Annotated in this window: 16 protein-coding genes; 10 read left to right on the forward strand and 6 right to left on the reverse strand. The window is 69.7% G+C overall.

From position 1 onward, the window contains the following. Positions 1-30: 30 nt before the first annotated feature. Positions 31-717: a TetR/AcrR family transcriptional regulator gene (locus LGY53_RS16360; RefSeq protein WP_225727520.1), complete on the reverse strand. Its 687-nt coding sequence runs from the start codon at positions 715-717 to the stop codon at positions 31-33. Between the two features lie 99 nt (positions 718-816). Between LGY53_RS16360 and LGY53_RS16365 the strand changes: the two genes are divergently transcribed. From LGY53_RS16365 to LGY53_RS16390, 6 genes are all read left to right on the forward strand, one after another. Continuing rightward, positions 817-2,292, forward strand: coding sequence for an MFS transporter (locus tag LGY53_RS16365; RefSeq protein ID WP_225727521.1), 1,476 nt, complete (start codon positions 817-819; stop codon positions 2,290-2,292). 359 nt (positions 2,293-2,651) lie between these two features. Next, positions 2,652-3,518, forward strand: a complete 867-nt coding sequence (locus tag LGY53_RS16370; RefSeq protein ID WP_225727522.1) for an SDR family NAD(P)-dependent oxidoreductase — start codon at positions 2,652-2,654, stop codon at positions 3,516-3,518. A gap of 78 nt (positions 3,519-3,596) precedes the next feature. Next, positions 3,597-4,031 carry an SgcJ/EcaC family oxidoreductase gene (locus LGY53_RS16375; protein WP_225727523.1) on the forward strand — a complete coding sequence of 145 codons (435 nt, stop codon included), beginning with the start codon at positions 3,597-3,599 and terminating at the stop codon, positions 4,029-4,031. 274 nt (positions 4,032-4,305) lie between these two features. Beyond that, positions 4,306-4,941, forward strand: a complete 636-nt coding sequence (locus tag LGY53_RS16380) for an urease accessory protein UreF (RefSeq protein WP_225727636.1) — start codon at positions 4,306-4,308, stop codon at positions 4,939-4,941. A 34-nt stretch (positions 4,942-4,975) separates the two neighbouring features. Next, positions 4,976-5,689, forward strand: coding sequence for an urease accessory protein UreG (ureG, locus tag LGY53_RS16385; protein WP_225727524.1), 714 nt, complete (start codon positions 4,976-4,978; stop codon positions 5,687-5,689). Continuing rightward, the gene (locus tag LGY53_RS16390; protein ID WP_225727525.1) at positions 5,679-6,329 is read left to right on the forward strand and encodes an urease accessory protein UreD; all 651 of its coding nucleotides are present in this window, start codon (positions 5,679-5,681) and stop codon (positions 6,327-6,329) included. The genes ureG and LGY53_RS16390 overlap by 11 nt, the downstream gene beginning before the upstream one ends. A 205-nt stretch (positions 6,330-6,534) precedes the next feature. On the opposite strand, the gene LGY53_RS16395 is transcribed toward LGY53_RS16390, so the two are convergent. The 3 genes from LGY53_RS16395 to LGY53_RS16405 all read right to left on the reverse strand — a co-directional run bounded on the left by LGY53_RS16395 (position 6,535) and on the right by LGY53_RS16405 (position 10,133). Continuing rightward, positions 6,535-7,314: a hypothetical protein gene (locus LGY53_RS16395; protein ID WP_225727526.1), complete on the reverse strand. Its 780-nt coding sequence runs from the start codon at positions 7,312-7,314 to the stop codon at positions 6,535-6,537. 256 nt (positions 7,315-7,570) lie between these two features. Beyond that, on the reverse strand, positions 7,571-8,593 hold the full coding sequence (locus LGY53_RS16400; RefSeq protein WP_225727527.1) for a hypothetical protein: 1,023 nt from the start codon (positions 8,591-8,593) through the stop codon (positions 7,571-7,573). 76 nt (positions 8,594-8,669) lie between these two features. Further along, positions 8,670-10,133, reverse strand: coding sequence for an NAD(P)/FAD-dependent oxidoreductase (locus LGY53_RS16405; RefSeq protein WP_225727528.1), 1,464 nt, complete (start codon positions 10,131-10,133; stop codon positions 8,670-8,672). A gap of 171 nt (positions 10,134-10,304) precedes the next feature. Here LGY53_RS16405 and LGY53_RS16410 point away from each other — a divergent pair, with 171 nt between their 5' ends. Further along, positions 10,305-11,777, forward strand: coding sequence for a cytochrome P450 (locus LGY53_RS16410; protein WP_225727529.1), 1,473 nt, complete (start codon positions 10,305-10,307; stop codon positions 11,775-11,777). Positions 11,778-11,806: 29 nt separating this feature from the next. On the opposite strand, the gene LGY53_RS16415 is transcribed toward LGY53_RS16410, so the two are convergent. Both LGY53_RS16415 and LGY53_RS16420 read right to left on the reverse strand, forming a co-directional pair. Continuing rightward, complete coding sequence (locus tag LGY53_RS16415; protein ID WP_225727530.1) at positions 11,807-12,679, reverse strand: tat pathway signal sequence; 873 nt, start codon at positions 12,677-12,679, stop codon at positions 11,807-11,809. Between the two features lie 118 nt (positions 12,680-12,797). Next, the gene (locus LGY53_RS16420) at positions 12,798-12,995 is read right to left on the reverse strand and encodes a hypothetical protein (protein WP_225727531.1); all 198 of its coding nucleotides are present in this window, start codon (positions 12,993-12,995) and stop codon (positions 12,798-12,800) included. A 254-nt stretch (positions 12,996-13,249) separates the two neighbouring features. On the opposite strand from LGY53_RS16420, the gene recC reads away from it, so the two are divergent. The 3 genes from recC to recD all read left to right on the forward strand — a co-directional run bounded on the left by recC (position 13,250) and on the right by recD (position 22,218). After that, positions 13,250-16,651, forward strand: coding sequence for an exodeoxyribonuclease V subunit gamma (gene recC, locus LGY53_RS16425; RefSeq protein WP_225727532.1), 3,402 nt, complete (start codon positions 13,250-13,252; stop codon positions 16,649-16,651). Positions 16,652-16,801: 150 nt separating this feature from the next. Then, on the forward strand, positions 16,802-20,323 hold the full coding sequence (locus LGY53_RS16430) for a UvrD-helicase domain-containing protein (protein WP_225727533.1): 3,522 nt from the start codon (positions 16,802-16,804) through the stop codon (positions 20,321-20,323). Further along, the gene (gene recD, locus LGY53_RS16435) at positions 20,320-22,218 is read left to right on the forward strand and encodes an exodeoxyribonuclease V subunit alpha (RefSeq protein WP_225727534.1); all 1,899 of its coding nucleotides are present in this window, start codon (positions 20,320-20,322) and stop codon (positions 22,216-22,218) included. Before LGY53_RS16430 ends, recD begins: the two co-directional genes overlap by 4 nt. The last annotated feature ends 39 nt before the right edge of the window (positions 22,219-22,257 follow it).

Consider the following 22,257-nt stretch of genomic DNA (forward strand, 5'->3'; position numbering starts at 1 on the left):
ACCATCCTTGAACCTCGACTTAAGTAGAGGTCAACTGCCGTTCGCCCGGGTCAGCCGACCGGCGCGGGCCTCGAATCCGTCGCACAGCGCGGTCAGCCCGAGAAATAGCAGGTCTTCCTGGGTCAGATCGCTGACGCCCGCGCCGTCGAGATCGGCCAGCGCCGCCGGAACGGGATACTGTGATCTTCCTTCCAGCAGCGATCGCAAACCGTTCGTGCCCTCCGGATTCATTTCCTTGCGTGCCATGAGCGCCGCGCTGATATGCGGCAGCGTCGCGCCGGATATGTAGTTCCAGACGGTGAACGACATGGTGGTGGCCTCGCGGGTGGACACGTTCAGCTCGCGGAAGCCCTCGACCAGCCACGCCAGGCAGGCCAGGCTCTGCGGGCCGAAGCTGTAGCGCGGGGTGGCGAAGGTGAGCAGCACCCACGGATGTTGTTGGTAGAGCGCCCAATCGATCTCCGCGGCGATGCGGACCCGGTCGCGCCAGGTCCAATCCCGGCCGTCGGGTGAGGGGTACGGATTCTGCCTGGCCACCTCGTCGGTCATCAGGGCGAGCAGTTCGTCCTTGTTCGCGACGTGCCGGTAGAGCGACATCGCGCCGACATTCATCCGGTCGGCGATCCGGCGCATCGACAGCGCGTCGAGACCCTCGGTGTCGGCGAGGGCGATGGCGGTATCGACGATGGCCGCCCGGGTGAGCTTCGACTCGGTCATCCTATGACTCGCTTTCGTTCCGGAGCCTTCGTGCGTACACTGTACCCGGATCTGTGCGTACGGCGTACGCGGCTTGACGGAATCAATGAGAGGGATTGCATGACTGACCTGGATACGGTGCGTTCCGCGGCGCCCGCCGCGCCGAGCTCGCGCCGGGCCTGGTTCGGACTCGCGGTGCTGCTGCTGCCCGTGCTGCTGGTTTCGATGGATATCTCGGTGCTCTTCCTCGCGCTGCCGACGCTCACCGCCGATCTCGACCCCACCGCCGCCGAACAGCTGTGGATTCTCGACATCTACGGCTTCCTCATCGCCGGACTGCTCATCACCATGGGCAACCTGGGCGACCGGATCGGCCGCCGCAATATCCTGCTCGCCGGCGCCACCGTATTCGGCATCGCCTCCGTCGTCGCGGCGCTCGCGCCCAATCCGGAGGTGCTGATCGGGGCCAGGGCGCTGATGGGGATCGGCGGCGCGACCCTGCTGCCGTCCAGCCTGGCGCTGATCTCCAGCCTGTTCCCGAACGCGCGGGAACGGGCCGCCGCGATCGGCGTGTGGACCGCGTTCTTCGCGGGCGGATCGGCGATCGGGCCGGTGATCGGCGGCCTGCTGCTGCACCAATTCTGGTGGGGCTCGGTATTTCTCATCAATATTCCGGTGCTGCTGATCCTGCTCGCGCTCGGGCCGTTCGTGCTGCCCGAACATCGGTCCGGGGTGCGCGGACCGCTCGACCTGCCGAGCGTCGTGCTGTCCATCGGCGGCATCCTGCCGGTGGTGTACGCGATCAAACACACCGCAGCCGAGGGATTCGACCCGTTGGCGATCGTCATCGGGGTGATCGGCGTCGTGGTGCTCGCCGCGTTCGTGCGCCGCCAAACCCATATCGCCGAACCGCTGCTCGACCTGCGACTGTTCCGGCGGGCACAGTTCTCCGTCGCGATCGGTTCCAGCCTGACCGGCATGATGTCGCTGGCCGCGACGAGCTACCTCACCAGCATCTACCTGCAATCGGTGACCGGGCGCGACGCATTGCACGCGGCGCTGTTCGGCATTCCGGGAGCCGTCGTCGTATTCCTGTGCTCGATGTTCGGCGCGCGAGTCGGGCAGCGGTTCGGGGTGCGGGCCACCTTTGTCTTCGCGCTGAGCGCATCGGCCGTCGGCAACCTGCTGCTGCTCGGCGTCGGCGTGGACGGCGGGCTGGCGTGGTACCTGATCGGATCGGTTGTCGGAGGCGTCGGATACGGGCTCGCGTTCACCATGGTGTCGGATGTCGCGGTCTCCGCGGTGCCGCCGGAGCGGGCCGGATCGGCCGTCGGCATCTCCGAAACCAGCTTCGAACTGGGCAATGCGCTGGGCCTGGCGCTGCTGGGATCGCTTGCGGCGCTTGTCTTCCGGTCCGGCGGCTCGTACGGCGCGACGCTCGGCGAGACCATCGACGCCGCCCGCGGCGACACCGGGCTCATCCACGCCGCCCGCGAATCCTTCGTCAGCGGAATGCATGTCGCGATCGTGGTGGGTGCGGTGGTGCTCGCCGCCATGGCGGTGGTCACCTGGTTCGCCGCGCGCACGCAACGGTGAGCGCGCCGGCGTTGATCGAATGACAATCCGGCACAAAGCCGTTTCGGTCATGCTGGCACCGGATCGATCGACGTCTGGAGAACGGTCCGCCGCCGCGCGTCTTCGCGCGCTCGGGCCGGATGCCACGGCGCCGGTGTCGGACTGCGGGGGCATCGTCGGCGGGTAGCGCGTAATCGATCTGGGTAGCGGCGCCGGATATCCGGTGCCGAATCGCCTGTGGGGCAGGACTACTGGGTGCGTGAAGCGTCCTGCCTCACTGCGCGCCTCCCGCGTAGCGAAAACCGGCCCCGCGCGCCGATCCGGTGATCTTTCCCGCCGAGGCGCAGGTGCGACCGGTGCTCGGGGCATAGAGTCTAAGCGTGAACGACACACCGACGTCGAACGGTCGGCCGCTCGCCGAGCGGGTCGCGACCCGGCTGCTCTACCCCACCTCGCGCCCACGGGAAAAGGCATTGCGCGCCGCGGTTTCCGATCGCATCGTGCTGGTCACCGGCGCGTCGCACGGTATCGGCAAGGCGAGTGCGCGCAAACTCGCCGCGGCGGGCGCGACGGTGCTGCTGGTGGCGCGCACCGCGGCCGACCTCGAATCGGTCGCCGCCGAGATCCGGGCCGACGGCGGCACGGCGGCGGTGTACCCGACCGATATGACGGATATGGCGGCCGTCGAACGGCTCGCCAGGCAACTGCTCGACGAGTACGGCCACATCGATGTGGTGATCAACAACGCGGGCAAGTCGATTCGCCGATCGATCGACGAATCCTACGACCGCTTCCACGATTTCACCCGCACCATCGACGTCAACTATCTCGGGCCGGTGCGCCTGATGCTCACGCTGCTGCCCGCCATGCGCGAACGCCGCCGCGGACATATCGTCAACATCTCCACCTGGGGTGTGCTGATGCCGCCCATGCCGAAGTGGGCGGCCTACAGCGCCTCCAAAGCGGCGTTCGACGTATGGCTGCGCAGCGTCGCCGCCGAAATCGCCGCCGACGGCGTCACCACCAGTTCCATCTATATGCCGCTGGTGCACACCAGAATGAGCGCGCCGACCGACTTCAGCCGGATGCCGGGCCTGACCGTCGACGAGGCATCGGATCTGGTGTGTCACGCAGTGGTCGCCCGGCCGCGCGAAGTCGCACCCTGGTGGTCCGGCGCGATCCAGGCCTGGTCCGGCCTCACCCGCGGCCAGGCCCAGCGCTTCATGGAGCGCGCGACGCGGCGCTGACGCCACGGCCCGGATCCGATTCGGCGAGTTCATGATCCGCCTTGATATTAAGTAATGTTGAGGTTTCATGATCGAGGTATGAACGCGGAAGACGAACTGAGCATCCGATCGGCGCTCACCGAGCAGACCGAGCTGTGGATCCGGCACGAGATGGACGCGTGGGGCGAATACTTCACCGACGACGCGGATTTCATCACCCACCGCGGGATCTGGTGGCGGACCCGACAGGAAAATGTCCAGGGCCACAAGGACGTTCCCGAATCGATCCTTCGACAGAAGCGGAACTATTCGCAACGGATCGTCAGCGTCGACGCGATCACATCGGATGTGGCACTGGTCCACACGGCCTGGAATTGGCCGGAGCATCGCCTGCCCGGCGCGGATCGCGCAGCGGATCGAGGCGGATTGATCACGCTGGTCATGGTGAAACGCGATGGTGCGTGGTTGATCAGGGCCGCGCACAACACCCGGGTGAACGGGCTCGACGACTTCGATGCCGAGGCTGCTCAGTAGGAGCGCGATGCGGTGTGGGCTGTGCCCGGCGCGTCGTTTCGGTGCGTGTCTCGCGCGGATCCCGATGCGGGCGGCGATCGAATTTCGTGAGGCGGCCGCCGTTGGGTCAGTGCCTCGAGCGAGCTCGCCCGTGGGGGCCGGGGACGGCTGCCCGAAAGTGTGTGTCGGGTACGGCGCAACATATCCGCAACATGGGTCGGCATAGGATCGGCTGGTGCGTGAAAGCCGTCTTCATCCGTCGCCGGTCGGCTCGGCCGCAGTGCCGTCCTCGGGTGTGACGAGTCTGGCAACCCTGCTGGCGTTGGCGGATTCGCGGCTGCCGATCGGTGGGCACGTGCACTCCGGCGGGGTGGAGGAGGCGGTGGCCTCGGGGCTGGTCCGGGATATCGCGACCGTCGAACTGTATCTGCGGCGGCGCATCGGGACCTCCGGTTTGGTGGCGGCGTCGCTGGCGGCCGCGGTGTGCGCGGGTGAACTCGATCCCGCGCGGGCCGAGGCCGAGGCCGATGCGCGCACGCCGTCCCCCGGCGCCCGCACGGCGTCGCGCGCACAGGGTCGCGGACTGCTTCGCTTAGCGAAACAGCTTTGGCCCCAACGGGATTGGTCCGAGCTGGGAGCCAGGCCGCACTTGTCGACGGTGTTCGGCGCGGTCGGCGCGGCCTGCGGGGTGACACCGGCCGAGCTCGCGGGCATCGTGGTGTACACCACGCTCACCGGCGCCGCCACCGCGGCGCAGCGGCTGCTCGCGCTCGACCCGGCCGCGATCGCCGCATGCACCTTCCGGCTCACCGGCCTGTGCGACCGCACCGCCGCGGCGGCCGTCACCGGCCTGGCCGCCCTATCCGACCCACTGCAGGACGTGCTGGCCCAGCGTCACCTGGACCGCGCCATACCGCTGTTCGCCAGCTGAGCCGCACGTCGACCGAGAGTAAGGAGATTCACCAATGCCCCCGCATCTGATCGACGGCGAACCGCACGATCACTCGCACGATCGCCCCAAGCGCGAGCGCACGCCGGGGGAGCCGCTGCGCATCGGCATCGGTGGCCCGGTCGGTTCCGGCAAGACCGCCCTGGTGGCCGCGCTGTGCAGGCAGTTGCGCGACGAACTGTCCCTCGCCGTGCTGACGAACGATATCTACACCACCGAGGACGCCGACTTCCTGCGCCGCCACGCCGTACTGCCGGACGAGCGGATCGCCGCCGTGCAGACCGGCGGCTGCCCGCACACCGCCATCCGCGACGACATCACCGCGAACCTGGACGCCATCGACGACCTGATCGCGGCCAACCCGCCGCTCGATCTGATCCTGGTGGAATCCGGCGGCGACAACCTCACCGCCACCTTCTCCTCCGGCCTGATCGACGTGCAGATCTTCGTCGTCGACGTGGCGGGCGGCGACAAGGTGCCGCGCAAGGGCGGCCCCGGCGTCACCTTCTCGGATCTGTTGGTGGTCAACAAGACCGATCTCGCCCCGCTCGTCGGCGCCGATCTCGGCGTGATGGAGCGCGACGCCGCGAAGGTTCGCGAAGGCCGCCCCACCGCGCTGATCTCGCTCACCGCGGACCCGGCCGCCACGCCGGTGCTCGCCTGGGTGCGCGAACAGCTGCGGATCGTCGCCGAAGCGGATAGTGGCGCGGAATCCGCTGTTGCGCACTGAGTTACGGATTGTCGCCCGGAAGGGCGCGCTGCCGCAGATCCACGCGAGCGGCGGGCTGTCGGCCCGCCGCACCGGCGCGGATACGGTGCACCTGATCGGTACCGCCGCCACACCGCTCGGCGGTGACGAACTCGATATCGCGATCGTCGTCGGCGCGGGCGCACGTCTCACCGTGCGCTCGGTCGCCGCAACCATCGCGCTGCCCAGCACCGCGACCCCGGATTCGCTGGCGCACTGGCATTTCGAACTCGACACCGGCGCGGAATTGGATTTCGATCCGGAACCGACGATCATCGCGGGCGGTGCGCGGCATCGCGCCGTGACCACGGTGCGGTTGGCGCTTGATTCGCGGCTGCGGCTGCGGGAGCGGGTGCAGATCGGCCGAGTGGGGGAGGATTCCGGCAGCTGGCGTGGTGAGCTGACCGCCGATGTGGGCGAGCTGCCGCTGCTGCGTCATCGCCTCGAATTGGGTTACGGCACAACGGTTGACGATGCGTTGACGGCGCCGCGAGCGCTGGCGAGCGAACTGGTCTACCCGGACGACCGGGCGAGCTGGACCGATGGGTTGCGGGCGAGCCGGTTGCCGCTCGCGGGTGGCGGGAGCCTATCTACTTGGGTGGGAGCGGTGCTGGGGGAGTGATCGGTGCGCCGGGTGGTGGATGCGCCACTGCGACGACCGGATTGCCCCAGGTGGGCACGTGGTGCGTTGGCATGTGGCGTTGTCGCTCCCTGTCTTCGAACCGCACATTGGTTGTACAGGGTGTGCACTCTTCAGACGGGGTGTGGCACCACCTACAACGAAGAGGCGGGACCCCGATGGAACCCCGCCTCCCCGTCGAAAACCGTCAAACGTTGGGCACTACTCGCGGCGGCGCGTTGAACGCGTTGACCGCGCCGACGGCCGCACCGGCCGCCGCGCCGATCGCCGCCGCGGGGACGGTGATCACCGCCGCGCCCATGGCCGCGCCGAGCACCGGACCCGCGACGATACCCACCGGGACGAACGGCACCCCGACGACGAGTCCGAGCGCCGCGCCGACGGCGGCCGAGGTCAGCGCGAACGGCGCCGCGGAGGCGGCTCCGGCCAGCGCGCCGACGGCGGCGGTGCCGACGGTTTGGCCGGCGATCCGGTCCGAGCGGCTGCGTTCCATGCCGATCGAATCCAGGAAGGTCGCCAGGTTGGCCTCGGTGACGGCGGCGTTGTCGTTGATCTGGATCGCCTGCTCCTGGTTGATCCAGTCCGGCGCGTCGACCTGGATGTCGCCGAAGCGGAATTTGCCGGGCGGCGGCGCGATCGGCGGTACCGGTGCGACCGGAGCGGGCGCGTGCAGCACCCCTACCGGCGCGAGATAGCTCTTGTCCGGTACGGAGCGGGACCACTGGAGCGAGCTCTTCGTATTGTCCGGGATGGTAAGGCCCTCGTACTTGTGCACGTTGGGCGCATCCGCGGCGGGCCACTGTGGCTTCTGTTGATCCGGCTGGGTGACCGTCGGTGCGGTGGCCGGCGCCGCATTGGCGGTTCCGGTGCCGACGAGCGCCAGCATCAGGGGCATCGCACCCGCGGCGACCATCGAACCGACCTTCTGCCGCTGCGGATTGGGAGCTCTGTGTTTGCCTGTGCCCATAGATCACCTTTCGTCCGAGTGAGTGGCGTTCGCTGACCCACATTCGGACCTGGCGGACCGGCGGATTGGTCTAATTCCGGGTCTCGCAACACCTTTCACATTGCCATCGATTAGCTGTCGATCGGCATTGATCTTGCTGACCCACTGCGCCGCAGGCCAACGCCCACGATGTGCGCAAAGTACGGAATTCGCTGCCGAAAACCGAAGGGCCGGACCGATTTCGCGACACGAACCGGCCCGGCCCCGACACGCCGAATTAGCTCTGCGCCGGGCCGCCCACCGGCGGCGCCAGGTAGCCGTTGACCCCGCCGACCACCGCACCGACCGCGGTCCCGACCGCCATGGCCGGAACCGTGACCAGCGTTGCGGCCGCGGTGGCGCCGGCCATCGGACCGAACACCCAGCCCGCGGGTGCGAACGGGGTACCTGCCATGGCGCCGATGAATCCGCCCATCATCGCCGCGACGACGGTCAGCGGACTGACCACCCCGGCGCCGACCGCGGCACCGACGGCGCCGGTGCCGAGCGCCTGCGCGGCGATCCGGTCCGACCGGCTCGGCGCGAATCCGGCCGAGTCGAGGGTCCTGGCCAGCTCCGCCTCGGTCCGGGCGGCGGCCCCGTTGGCCTGCGCGGCCTGTTCCGGGGGCAGCCATGCCGGGATGTCGACCTGGGTGTCACCGGCCCGCAGCTTCCCCGCGGGCGGTGCGATGGGCGCCACCGGCGCGGCCGCGGCCGGATCCGGCATATGCAGCCGGGTCGGGTCGACCGGCGCCAGCTCACTGCCGTCCGGTATGGCGCGCACGCCGGATGACGAGTTGCGGCCGACGAAGACGGGCGCACCGGAATCCGCTTGCGCCGGAACCGAATCGACCGCGGGCGCCGAACTGTCCTGCGCCGGAACCGAATCGACGGCGGGTGTCGAACCGCCTTGTGCCGGAGCCGAATCGGCTGCGGGTACCGAACCCTCAGCGGCATCGGCGACCGCGGCGGAGTCGTACATGCGCGGATCCACCGGCACTCCGGGCAGTGGCTGCGGAATCATCGACTGAACCGCGAGCAGCACTCCCGGCACCGTCATCAGCAACGGGGCGAACGGATCCGCCTCGTTCTGGGGCGCGGGCGCGGAGTACGGGGACGGCGATTCGGCGGCGGGCTCCGCCGCCGCGGTCCCGGCACCGGCCAGCGCGGCGGCAGCCGGTAGCGCGGCGACCGCGACCAGGGCCACCATCCTGCGCCGATATTGCCCGAAGAAGGGTGCACCCTCCCGAGAACTTTCCATCAACGACCTTTCTGTCCGAAAGACGACAATCTGTCCTTCGGCATTCGCACAGAGCGGTCGCCCGGATGGCTCGGAACTAACCCGCGCGCATGTCCGACGTGCGTGCCCCGGGTGCGCGGCCGTTATCCGCTGGTGGCGCGCCGAGCGCGCCGGTGAGTTCGTCGGCCTCCTGGCCGCTGGCGTTGACCAGTTCCAGCGCGAGCCGGGCGAGCACCCACTGCTCGGTGGCGGCCATTTGCCCGCGGGTGCGGCCGAGGAAGGTGACGAACCACTGGATCACCGTGACGATTCGGCTGCGGTAGCCGACCAGGTAGTAGAGGTGCAGTGCGAGCCAGGCCAGCCAGGCGATGAACCCGCCGAATTCCAGCTTGCCGATCTGGCAGACGGCGCTGAACCGCGACACCGTCGCCATACTGCCCTTGTTGAAGTACTTGAACGGCTTACGCTCCTGCGGCGCTTGACCTTTCAGTCCGGCCCTGATGGCCTTGGCCGCATAGGTGGCGCCCTGGATCGCGCCCTGCGCCTGCCCCGGCACACCCGGCACCGACATGAGGTCGCCGACCACGAAGACGTTCGGATGGCCCTTGATGGTGAGGTCGGGTTCCACCACGACCCGTCCGGCCCGGTCCACCTCGGTGCCGTCGGACCGCTCGGCCAGCATCTTGCCGAGCGGGCTGGCCTGCACGCCCGCCGACCACACCTTGGTGGACGCCTCGATGCGGCGGATGGTGCCGTCGCTGTCCTTCACCGTGACGCCCTGCGCGTCCACATCGGTGACCAGCGCGTTGAGCTGGATTTCCACGCCCATCTTCTCCAGCCGCCGCTGCGCCTTGCCGCCGAGCTTCGGACCCATCGGGCCGAGTACCGCGCCCGCGCCCTCGACCAGGATGACCCTGGCGTCGCGCGGATCGATGTTGTGGAAGGTGCCCTCCAGTGTGCGGTCCGCGAGTTCGGCGATCTGCCCGGCCAATTCGACGCCGGTGGGGCCCGCGCCGACGACGACGAAGGTGAGCAGCCGGTCGCGCGCCTCCTGGGTGGTCACCAGTTCGGCGGCCTCGAACGCGCCGAGGATGCGGGCGCGCAACTCCAGCGCGTCGTCGATGGTTTTCATGCCGGGGGCGAAGGTGGCGAATCGGTCGTTGCCGAAGTAGGACTGCTGCGCGCCGGTGGCGACGATCAGGCTGTCGTACGGGGTGACGGTCTCGAGGTTGAGCAGCTCCGAGGTGACCGTCTTGTTGACCAGATCGATATCGGTGACCTCGCCGAGCAGCACCTGGGCGTTCTTCTGTTTTCGCAGCACCAGCCGGGTGGCGGGCGCGATCTCGCCGGTGGACAGGATGCCGGTGGCGACCTGGTACAGCAGCGGCTGGAAGAGGTGGGTGGAGGTCTTGGAGATGAGGGTGACCTCGACGTCGCCGTGGTTGAGATGTTTGGCCCCGAACAGCCCGCCGAAGCCGGAGCCGATGATCACGACGCGGTGCTTACCGGTGCGTCCGGCCACCGCGGGCTGCGGGCGGCCGTCGGCTGACTCGTTGCTCATCGTCCTGCTCCTCGATGACCGGGGATTGGGACCCCTCGAACGTTCCTGACATGCCCAACCGTAGTCGGCCTCATTACCGATGGTCGCGCGAGCCCTTTTACTACGTCCAAGTGACCGAACAAATGTGAAATTGAGCATACGATAGGTTTCGGCCGTTCAGGGAGGTTTGCCGTGGTTGCCGGGGATCGTGTCGTCAACCGAAACCCCAGCGTGCGCACCGATTCCGAGAACATCTCGCTGATCGAGATCCCGAGCGAGCACCTGATCGATCTGGCGCTGCGGCTGGTGCCGCACCGGCCCGCGGCGCTCGCCGCACCGCCGGCGGGCAGCGAGAGCACCCGGGTGCGCGGCGACGGCGGGCTGCCGTATCTCGGCCGGGCGCTGCACTATCTGCGTTGGGGCCCCGCCGAACTCATGGACCGATACCGCCGCTTCGGTCCGGTCACCGTGAACACCATGTTCGGTGCGCACGGGGCGATGGTCGCGGGGCCGGAGGCGATCGATGAGGTGCTCGGGCATCGCCGCCGCGATTTCGGTCAGGGCTGGGACTTTTTCATCGGTCCGTTCTTCCGGCGCGGCCTGATGCTGCTGGAATTCGAGGAACACAAATTCCATCGGCGGATCATGCAGCAGGCGTTCACCAGGGAACGGCTGGAGGCGCATCTGGCCGCACTGACGCCAGTGGTGCGCGCGGGCGTCGCGAAATGGGTGCCGGACAGCGCGAATACGGTGCGGCTGTACCCGACCATCAAGGAGCTGACGCTGGAGATCGCCGCCGAGATCTTCATGGCGGTGGATGTGGGGGACAGACGGCGCGAACTGCTCGACGCCTTCCTCGCCTGCACGCATGCCGGGCTGGCATTCGTCCGGCATTCGGTGCCGGGCGGGCACTGGCGCGCCGGGCTGCACGGGCGAAAGGTGTTGGAGGAGTACTTCACCGGCATGTTGCCGGAGAAACGGCGCACCGAAACAGCGGACTTCTTCTCCGGGCTGTGCCACGCGCGCAGCGAGGACGGCGGCTGGTTCGGCGACGCGGATGTGGTGAACCACATGATCTTCCTGATCATGGCCGCGCACGACACCACGACGACAACGGCCACCGCCGTCGCCTACTACCTCGGCAAACATCCGCAATGGCAGCGCAGGGTGCGCGCCGAGGTGCGCGCGCTGGACGTGGAATCGCCCACCATCGCCGATCTGGACCGGCTGCCCCAGCTCGACCTGGTGATCAGGGAGAGCCTGCGGCTCATGCCGCCGGTGCCCGGCCTGGTCCGAAGGGCGGTGCGCGACACCGAGATTCAGGGGCACTTCATTCCGGCGGGCACCCAGATCGATCTGGCGTACCAGGTGAACCATCTGCTGCCCGAGCTGTGGACGCGGCCGGAGGTATTCGATCCGGAGCGGTTCACCGAACCGCGGCGCGAGGACAAATCGCACCGGCTGGCCTGGATACCGTTCGGCGCGGGCGCGCACAAATGCATCGGCATGCATTTCGGCATGTTCGAGGTGAAGACCGTGCTGGCCGCGATGTTGCGCGACTACGAATGGGAGATCCCCGAAAGCTACCGCATGCCTTGGGGATTCAGCTCGATACCGTTCCCGCGCGACGGCGCGCCGCTACACCTGCGCAGAGTCACGGCGTAGCAGCGTTTTCCGAGGCGGCGGCGCCGAATCTAGCGTCCCTCGAACAGCATCCGCGCGACCTTGGTGTCGATATCGGAGCCCTCGGTGTAGCCGCCCTTATCGCCCATCGATGTCATGATGGCCAGCGTGTAGCGCTCACCGGGGCCCGCGAAGCCGACCGAGTTGACCACCCAGCCGCCCTGCTCGTCGGACCAGCCGTTCTTCAGGCCGGGCCGCATCGCCTCGCCCGCGCCCCAAACGCCCCAGTGCTGGTTGCTGTCCACCGAGCGCATCCGGTCCAGCAGGTAGTTGCGGTCGTCGGGATGCATGTGATCGAGGACGTTGTTCATCAGGCGGTCCAGGTCGGCGGCGGTGCACTTCTGGAACGACCAATCGGGGAACAGCGCGGTGTTGGTCGGTTGCGGGACGAGGCCGCTCATACCGTTGGCGCGGAACGCATTGTTGAACGCCATCCGGTCCAGGCCGGCGTATTTGTTCCAAAGCCGGTCCGCCGCATTGTCGTTCGAGGTGGCCAGCATCGACTCCAGCGCGGTGCGGTCCTCCGGGGAGAGGGTGATCGCGCCCACCCGCTGGCGGTTCAGCAGGTCCTCGGCGATGGCCAGCTTGATGGTGGACGCGGTCCAGATCTGGTTCTCCGCATTGGAATTGGCGTATACGCCGCCGCTCACCCGGTCGCGCACCACGTAGCCGGTGACGGAATCCTTGCCGTCCAGGAAGGAATTCACCTTCGCGATGCGGGCGCTCATATCGCAGTCGAAACCGGCGATGCAGCCCGCGCTGAGCGCGGGCGCCGCGGCGGCGACGGGTAGCAGCGCGGGCACGCTCGGGGCAAGGAATGCGGCGGCGGCGAGGACACAGGCGGATGCGGCCACGCGAGGGGTGGCGACCAACGGGTAACGCACGAGGGACCACGATGGCACATCCGCATCGCGGACGCACGTCTTGAGCTCGGACGATCGTTGTGCTAACGCCGGTGCCCGCCTTGCGCCGCAGGCATTTTCGCGGGTCATGACCTGGTATTCAGCGGAATGCGGCGCGCAGTTCCTCGACCGTGCGACCGTTGAGCCGATAGCAGTGCTCGAACGCCTCCGCATGTCTGTCCCTCGGCCAGGTATGTAGAACGACGGTGCGGCCGTAGTGGCGCGAGTTGACCAACTCCCAGCGATCGCCGACCCGGCGGACCGTGAATCCGCCTCTCGGTACCAGGGGAATCACCATCGCATCCATGAAACGCGAAACCAGCCTTTCGGTGCAGCCTTTCCCGTTCCTCCCCGGTTCAGCACTGTCGCACATCCGGTGCGCGCGACCGCGGTGACACGGCGGTGCGATTCGTTCGGGTGTGGCTCAATTCACTGCCGGCGCAGCGGGGTGGGTGGGTTGCGCACCGATCGCTGCGCGTATAAACGTGCGCGAAGCCGTCGACCGACCGTCGACCCACCGACCGCCTACCCACCGACCGAGAGGGCGCGCAGATGCCGCTGCACATCCACCGTGCCGAGCGCGCCGACGTCCTCGCCGACGTCCTGGGTGAACTGTTGTCCGTGCCGCTGGCCGATCCGTTCGCGGCGGAGGTGGTCGCGGTGCCCGCCAAGGGTGTGGAGCGCTGGCTCACTCAGCGGCTGTCCGGGGTGCTCGGGGTGGGCGGCCACGGCGATGGTGTCGCGGCGAATATCGCGTTTCCGGCGCCCGCCGGATTGGTGGCCGAGGTGCTCGCGGCGGCGAACCGGATGCGGCCGCAGGACGATCCGTGGGCGCCGGAGCGGGTGGTGTGGACGCTGCTCCGGGTGCTCGACGGATGCGTCGGCGAGCCGTGGGCCGCGGTGCTGGCTCGGCATCTCGGCGTGAACGAGGTTGCGGGACAGGACTATCGGGTCGGGCGCCGTTATGCGACGGCGGCTCATCTCGCGGGGCTTTTCGACAGTTATGCGGCACAGCGGCCCGGCCTGATCACCGAATGGGCCGCGGGCGCCGACACCGACGGGGCGGGCGGTGCGATCCCGGAGGATCTGCGGTGGCAGCCGCGGCTGTGGCGGCTGCTGCGCGCCGAAATCGGTGCGCCGAGCCCCGCGGAACGCCTCGACGCGGCATGCGCCCGGCTGCGGGCCGAACCGGATTCGGTGGAATTGCCCTGCCGGATCTCGCTTTTCGGTGTGACGCGGCTGCCCGCCGATCAGCTCGCGGTGTTTTCCGCGCTGGCCGAGGCGCGGGATGTGCACCTGTGGTTGGCGCATCCGAGCCCGGCGATGTGGGCCGAGCTGGCGAATTCGCCCGTGGCGGCGACGCGTTCGGCCGATACCTCGGCCACCCGGGTGCGGCATCCGCTGCTGGCCGGATTGGGGCGGGATGTGCGTGAACTACAGCAGCGGTTGGCCGGGCGCGGTATCGATATCCACCATCGCGGCAGTGGGCGATCCGCGGGCGCCGAGGCGGTTTCGTCCCCGGCCGCGGCATTGGCTTCGGACGATGACCCTGTGCCGCAGCCGGATTCGCAGACTTTGCTGGCGGCCCTACAGCAGGGCATTCGCAACGATCGCTGGCCGCCGCGCGACATTCGAGGCGACGGCAGCGTTCAGGTGCACTCCTGCCACGGCCCGGCCCGGCAGGTGGAGGTGCTGCGCGACTGTCTGCTCGGGCTGTTCGCGGCCGATGAGACGCTGGAACCCCGCGATGTGCTGATCATGTGCCCCGAAGTGGAGACCTACGCACCGCTGGTGCTGGCCGCCTTCGGCCAGCGCATGACCGGAGAGCCCGCGGCACAGCAGGATTCGGCGCATCCGGCGCATCTGCTGCGGGTCCGGCTCGCCGATCGCGGGCGCGGCGTGACCAATCCGCTGCTGGCGGTGATCGCCACGCTGCTGGAACTGGCCGACGGTCGCGTCACCGTGACGCAGGTGCTCGATCTGGCCGCCGCCGAAACCGTGCGCCGCCGTTGCGGATTCGACGACGACGATATCGAGCGGCTGCGCGAGTGGGCCGCCGAATCCGGGGCCCGGTGGGGGATCGGCCAGCGGCAGCGGCAGGCGTTCGGGCTGGCCGATTTCGCGCAGAACACCCTCAATACGGCCGTCGACCGCATCCTGCTCGGGGTCACCGCGGACGAATCCGCCGACGACTGGCTCGATCTCGTGCTCCCACTCGACGATGTCGACAGCAACGACGTCGACCTGGCCGGGCGCTTCGCCGAATTCGTCGACCGGCTCGCGGTCTGCCTGCGCGATCTGCGCGGCCCGCGCCCGGCGCACGAGTGGGCCGAGGTGCTCGGTCGCGCGCTCGACCTGCTCACCGACGTACCCGGCAATCAGGCCTGGGTGCGCACCGAGGCGCGCGGCGAACTGGCCGCGGCCACCGAGCACGCCGGTGACGCGCAGCTGCGGCTGCCGGATGTCGCCGTGCTGCTTGCCAATCGGCTCGCGGCCCGGCCGACCAGAGCCAATTTCCGCACCGGCGAGCTGACCGTGTGCACCATGGTGCCGATGCGGTCGGTGCCGCACCGGGTCGTGGTGCTGCTCGGCCTCGACGACGATGTGTTCCCGCGCCCCGGCGGCGTCGACGGCGACGACGTGCTGGCCAGGGAACCGCTACTGGGCGAACGGGATTCACGCGGCGAGGATCGGCAGCTGCTACTCGACGCGATCATGGCGGCCCAGGAGAAGTTGCTGCTCCTGCACACCGGCGCCGATCCGGTCACCGGAGCGCACCGCCCGCCCGCAATCCCGGTGGCCGAACTGCTGGATGTGCTGCGCGCCCACGTCGGCGCGGCGGGTATGGACGCGGTGGTCACCCGGCATCCGTTGCAGGCCTTCGACCGTCGCAATTTCCGCGCCGACGCGCCGTTCAGCTTCGACGCCGTCGCACTCGCGGGCGCGCGCTCGGCCGGGCGTGCGCCCGCGCCGCGGCCGGAATTCCTGCCGGAACCGCTGCCCGCCGCCGCACCGGCGGATGTCGGCCTGGCCGAACTGATTTCGTTCGCCGAACATCCGGTGCGCGCCTTTCTGTGGCAGCGGCTCGGCATCCGGGTGCCCGAACACGAGGAGGACATCGCCGACCGGCTGCCCATCGAACTCGACGGCCTCGCGAAATGGGAACTGGGCGAACGCATGCTGGCCGCTCGGCTCACCGGCGCGGAGCCCGGTGCGCTGCGCGCGGCCGAATGGCGGCGCGGCACGCTGCCGCCGTTCGGCCTCGGCGGCGCGGTGCTCGACGAGGTGGAGCAGACCGTCGACAAGCTGGTGCGGGCGGCGCGAGCCGATTACGCGGGGCAGGCGCGCGCCGTCGATATCGCCATCGATCTCGGCGACGGCCGCAGGCTCACCGGCACGGTGCCGGAGGTGCGCGGGGAAACGCTGGTGCGCACCACATTTTCCCGGCTCGCGCCGAAACACCGCATCGCGGCGTGGGTTTCGCTGCTCGCGCTGGCCGTCACCGAGGATCGGCCGTGGCGCGCGGTGACCACCGGCCGCGGCCAATTCGGCCGTCCCGCTTGGCGTTCCGAACTCACCGCGCCGGATGTGCCCGCCGCCATGGCCGCGCTGCGCGAGCTGGTCCGGTTGCGCGACGCGGGCCTGACCGAACCACTGCCCGTCGCGCCCACCGCCACCGCCGTCTACGCCGAGCGCCGCTTCCGCGGCGCGTCGGTCGAGGAGGCGTGCGCCGCCGCGGAACGCGAATTCAACGGCGGACCGAACGGTCCGGCACAGTTCGGCGATCACACCGACCGTCATCTGCGCTACGTCTGGGGTCCGGCGCCCCGCCTGGAAGACCTGATGGCGACGCCCGCGCCCAGCGGTGAACCCGGCGAATCCACCCGTTTCGGCGCGCTGGCCCGGCGCATGTGGGTTCCGTTGCTCAGCGCCGAGTCGCAGGGCCAACCGTGAACGAATCCGGGCCCGATCGGCGCGCCCCCGGCATCGGAACCGCCGCTTCGGGAAAGATGCTGTGTGTCGTGAATCGGAAGGGATGGTGGCGGGTATGCGCGGATTGATCTCCCCGCGATCCCTTCCCGGACCGGTGGGCGGGTTCCGGGGATGACGGTCGCGAGCACGATCTCGCGGATCGATACCGCGGAGCCGTTCGACCCGATCGGGTCGCTGCCCACCGGGACCACCGTGCTCGAGGCGAGCGCGGGCACCGGGAAGACACACGCGATCGTCGGGCTCGCGGTGCGCTATGTGGCCGAGGCGGGTGTCGACATCACCCAGCTGTTGCTGGTGACGTTCAGCCGGGCCGCAACTCAGGAACTGCGGGAGCGCACCAGGGACCGCTTCGTCGCGGTGGCGGCGGCGCTGGCCGATCCGCTCGGGGCGCGGACGCATCCGGACGAGGTGATCCGGCATCTGGCGCAGGCGGATCCGGATGAGGTGTGGCGGCGGCGGGCCCGATTGCTCACCGCCCTTTCGGATTTCGACGCGGGCACCATCGCCACCACGCACAGCTTCTGCCAGCGCATGCTCGACGAACTCGGCCTGGCCGGGGAGCACGATCCGGGGGCACGGCTGGTCGAGACGATCGACGAACTGATCGGCACGGCGGTCGACGATCTGTACCTGAATCGGTATGCCCGTGCGGCACAGCCGTTTTCGCTGAAGGAGGCGCATCAGCTCGGCCTGGCCGCGGTGCGCGACCGACAGGCGCGGCTGGTGCCGGACGAGGACGGCCCGGCGGGGGAGCGGGTCGCCTTCGCCGCCGCCGTGCGTGCGGAAACCGAACGGCGCAAACGGCTTTCGGGTTTGCGCGACTTCGACGACCTGCTGGTGCTGCTGCACGAGGTGCTGGCCGATCCGGCGCACGGGCCGCGCGCCTGCCGCCGCATCCGCGAACGCTACCGGGTGGCGCTGGTGGACGAATTCCAGGACACCGACCCGCTGCAGTGGGATATCCTGCGCCGCGCCTTCCACGGACACGCCACCCTGGTACTGGTCGGCGATCCGAAACAGGCCATCTACGCCTTCCGCGGCGCGGAGGTGCTCAGCTACCTGGACGCCGTCGCGCACGCGGATACGCGCAGCGAGCTGACCACCAACTGGCGCAGCGACGCCGGGCTGCTCGCGGCCCTCGACCATCTACACGGCGGCGCGGCCCTCGGCCACCGGGACATCCTGGTACACCCGGTCGCGGCGACGCGCCCGTGGACGCGGCTGTCCGGTCCGGCCGAGCTGATCACCCCGCTGCGGCTGCGCTGTCTGCCGCGCAAAGGCGCTGGGCCGCTGAACAAATCGGGTTTCCCGGCGGTCGGCCGGATGCGCGCCAAGGTCGCCGACGATCTGGCCGCGGATATCGTGCGGCTGCTGGAATCCGGTGTCGTGCTGGATACGGCCAAGCGGCAGCGCGACATTGTGCCACCCGCTGATTCCGGCTCGGCGGCAGCGGAATTCGTGACCGCCCAGCGGCCGGGGTCCGATGGCGGATCGCGCGCCGGATTCGGGATCGAGGCATTGGGCGGCGTTGTCGCCGATTCCTCGGCGGCGCCGTGGGAGCGTTCGGCGGCCGTGTTGGGCTCGGGGCAGCGTTCGGCGCGGCCGATCGGGCCGGGTGATATCGCGGTGCTCGTGCGCACGCGCTCGCAAATCGATGTGGTGCGAACGGCTTTGGATCGGGTCGGCATTCCGTCGGTGCTCGCCGGCGGCACCAGCGTATTCGGCACCGCGGCCGCGACCGATTGGCTGTGGGTGCTGCGTGCGCTGGAACAGCCGCATCGGGCGGATCGGGTCCGGTTGGCCGCGTGCACCCCGATTCTCGGCTGCACCGCGGCCGATATCGACGGCGGCGGAGCCGATCTGGTGGGCCGGATCAGCGCCCAACTGCGCGACGCGGCCCGGCTGTTCGCCCGCGCCGGATTCGCCGCGGTCTTCGAAAAGCTCTCCGCCGAAACGGATCTCGCGCGCCGACTGCTCGCGGTGGAGAACGGGGAGCGCCAGCTCACCGACCTGCGGCACATCGCCCAACTGCTGGATCAGGTCGCGCTCACCGAATCGCTCGGTCTCACCGCGCTGACCCGTTGGCTGGCCGACAGGGTGCGCGATCCGGCCTCCGGCGCCGTCGCCGACCGCAGCCGCAGGCTGGACCGTGATGCCGCCGCCGTGCAGATCGCGACCGTGCACGCCGCGAAGGGCCTCGAATTCCCGGTCGTCTATTTGCCTTTCGCGTGGGACAGCGCGAAGAACCCGTATCCGCAGACGCTGCTGTTCCACGACGACACCGGCGCCCGTGCGCTGGACGTCGGCGGTCAGGAGGCCCCCGGCTACGGCGAGCGCAAGCTGCGCAGCGAAACCGAGGAGGCGGGCGAGGAACTGCGGCTGCTCTATGTCGCGCTGACCCGCGCCATGTGCCAGATCGTCGCGTGGTGGGCGCCTGCCATCACCACCGCGGCCGCACCGCTGCACCGAATGATCCTCGGCCGCCCCGACGGCGGTGACCTGGTACCGGCAAAGGCCGCCGTGCCCGCGGACAGCGCTGTGGTGCAAGCGCTTTCGGCCTGGGCGGCCCGTGCGCCGGAGGCCGTCGCGGTGACCGCGGTGGACGGAACGGCCGAGGTGACGCCGCGGCGCATCCGCACCGAGACGCCGACGGGTGAACTCGCCGTCGCGCGGTTCACCCGCACCTTGGACCACCACTGGCGGCGCACCTCGTATTCGGCGCTCACCGCGGGCGCGCACGACGCCGCGGTCACCGATGCCGAACCCGAGGACGATCGCGGACCATCGGACGAACCGGCCGATCCGTCGGTGCTCGCCGAAACGGACACGGCCGCAACGGATGCGGCGCCATCGCTGATGAACGCGCTGCCGTACGGCGCGGAATTCGGCACCCTGGTGCACGGCGTGCTGGAGCTGATCGACACGGACGCGGCGGATCTCGGCACCGAGGTGCACACCCGCTGCCGCGCGGCCACCGAGGAGCTGCTCGCCGAGGCCGATCCGGCGATACTCGGCACCGCGCTGCTCGCGGTGCTGCGCACCCCGCTCGGGTTCGGCGCCCTGGCCGATATCCCGAACCGGGATCGGTTGAACGAGTTGGAATTCGAGCTGCCGCTGGCGGACGGCGACGCCCCGGCGGCGACCCTGCGCCGGATCGCCGACCTGCTGCGCGCCCATCTGCCCGCCGACGACGACCTCTACGAATACGCCGATCTGGTTGCCCATCTGGACGATATCCCGTTGCGCGGCTACCTCACCGGCAGCATCGATGCGGTTCTGCGGGTCGAGGGTCCGGACGGCGGGCGGCGCTTCATCGTCGTCGACTACAAAACCAACCGCCTCGGCACCGGCGATCTGACCGTCGCGCACTACACCCGCGACCGGATGGCCGCGGAGATGCTGCGGTCGCACTATCCGCTCCAGGCGCTGCTGTATTCCGTTGCGCTGCACCGTTATCTGCGCTGGCGGCTGCCCGGCTACGATCCGGCCCGGCACCTCGGCGGCTGCCGCTACCTCTTCGTGCGCGGCATGATCGGGCCCGAAACACCGCACGGCTGCGGCGTTTTCGATTGGCATCCGCCCGCGGCCCTCGTCGTCGAGCTCTCCGACCTGCTGGCCGGTGATCGGCGATGACATCGATCCAGATCGCACAGCGCGGCACCGGTCTGCTGCGCGAATTCAACGAGGCGGGCGTGCTTTCGGCCGCCGACGTCCATGTCGCGCTGCGGCTCGGCCGGCTCGGCCGGGAATCGAGCGAGGAGGTCCTGTTCGCGGCGGCCCTCGCGGTGCGCGCGGTGCGGTCCGGATCGGTCTGTCTGGAGCTGCACCGGATGCGCGAGATCGGGATCGACGCCGACGAAACCTGGGACGCCGGAACGGGTGTCGATCCGGCGACGCTGCCGTGGCCGCAGATCGACGCGGTTGTCGCGGCGCTGCGGGTGAGCCCGCTGGTGTGCGGCGGCCAGGCGGGCCCGCTGCGGCCGCTGCGCCTGGTTGAGGCCGAACGCCCCGGCGACACCGGCCCTTTGCTCTATCTGGATCGCTATTACCAGCAGGAGCAGACGATTCGGCGGGTGCTCACCGAGCGTTCGGCGCGGCATCCGACGGTCGACCCGGATCTGGTTCGGCGGGAACTGGATCGACTCTTCGACGCGCCGCTCGGCGCCGGTCCCGACCGGCAGCGCCTGGCCGCCGCGCTCGCCGCGACCCACTGGACCACCGTGGTGGCGGGCGGTCCCGGCACCGGAAAAACGCATACGATCGCGCGGATTCTTGCGCTGCTGCAGGCGCACCAGATGGCGAATCCCAAACTGCCCGCGCTGCGCATCGCGCTGGCCGCACCGACGGGTAAGGCGGCGGCGCGGCTACAGGAGGCGGTGCGCGAACAGGCCGCCGCGCTCGGCCTGCCAGAGCTCACGGCGGCGACGCTGCACCGGCTGCTCGGGTGGCAGCGCGGGCGCAGCGGTCGCTTCCGCTATCACGAATTCAACCGGCTCCCATACGACGTCATCGTGGTGGACGAGACCTCGATGGTGTCGCTGACCATGATGAGCAGTCTGCTCGCCGCGCTGCGCCCCGACACCCGACTGATCCTGGTCGGCGATCCGGACCAGCTGGCCTCGGTCGACGCGGGCGCGGTGCTGGCCGATCTGGTCGCCGGTCCCGTGGCGGGCGCGCCGAATCCGCTGCTCGACCGCATTATCGGATCGGAAGCCGAAGCGGCGCAAGGTCATTCGGAGTCGCTGAGCGGGCTGGAGCGAACCAGGCTGCGCGGCGGCATCGTCCGGCTGACCCGCGGCCGCCGCTTCGGTGGCCGCATCGCCGACCTGGCCGTCGCGGTCCGCGCGGGCGACGCCGATGCCGCACTCGCGCTGCTGCGCGCCGGCGGCGACGAATTGTCTTTCAGCGCACCGGAAGACGTCGCCGCAGTGCGCGCCGACGTGGTGCGCGCGGCCCGCGACACCACCGAGGCGGCGCGGGCCGGTGCCGCCGCCGCGGCGCTGACCGCGCTCGAATCGCATCGGCTGCTGTGCGCGCATCGCCAGGGGCCGTTCGGCGTCGAGCGCTGGGACCGGATGGCCGCGGAATGGGCCGCCGCGGGCGGCGCGGGTCCCGAATCCCATCAGTCGCAGTGGTATCCCGGGCAGCCGTTGCTGGTCACCGCCAACGATCACGAGGCGCGCATCTACAACGGCGATACCGGCGTCATCGTCCGGATGCCCGACGGCTCGCTGCGCGCGGCCCTGCAGCGCGGCAGCGAACCGTATCTGGTGCACCCCACCCAATTCCCCTCGGTGGTAACGGTTTTCGCCATGACCATCCACCGCAGCCAGGGCAGTCAGTACGATACGGTCTCGGTGGTGCTGCCCGAACCGGAATCCACGCTGCTCACCAGGGAACTGCTGTATACGGCCATCACCAGGGCGCGGCGCCACGTGCGGATCATCGGCGCCGAGGCGGCCATCCGCGCCGGAATCGAACGCCGGGTGCTGCGCGCCAGCGGACTTTCCCGCGGAAACACCCCGTGACCGGCCGATCTCACGTTTTCCGCGCCCGGTGCGTCTACC

Source organism: Nocardia sp. JCM 34519.1 (assembly GCF_020361265.1).
Lineage (GTDB): Bacteria > Actinomycetota > Actinomycetes > Mycobacteriales > Mycobacteriaceae > Nocardia > Nocardia arthritidis_A.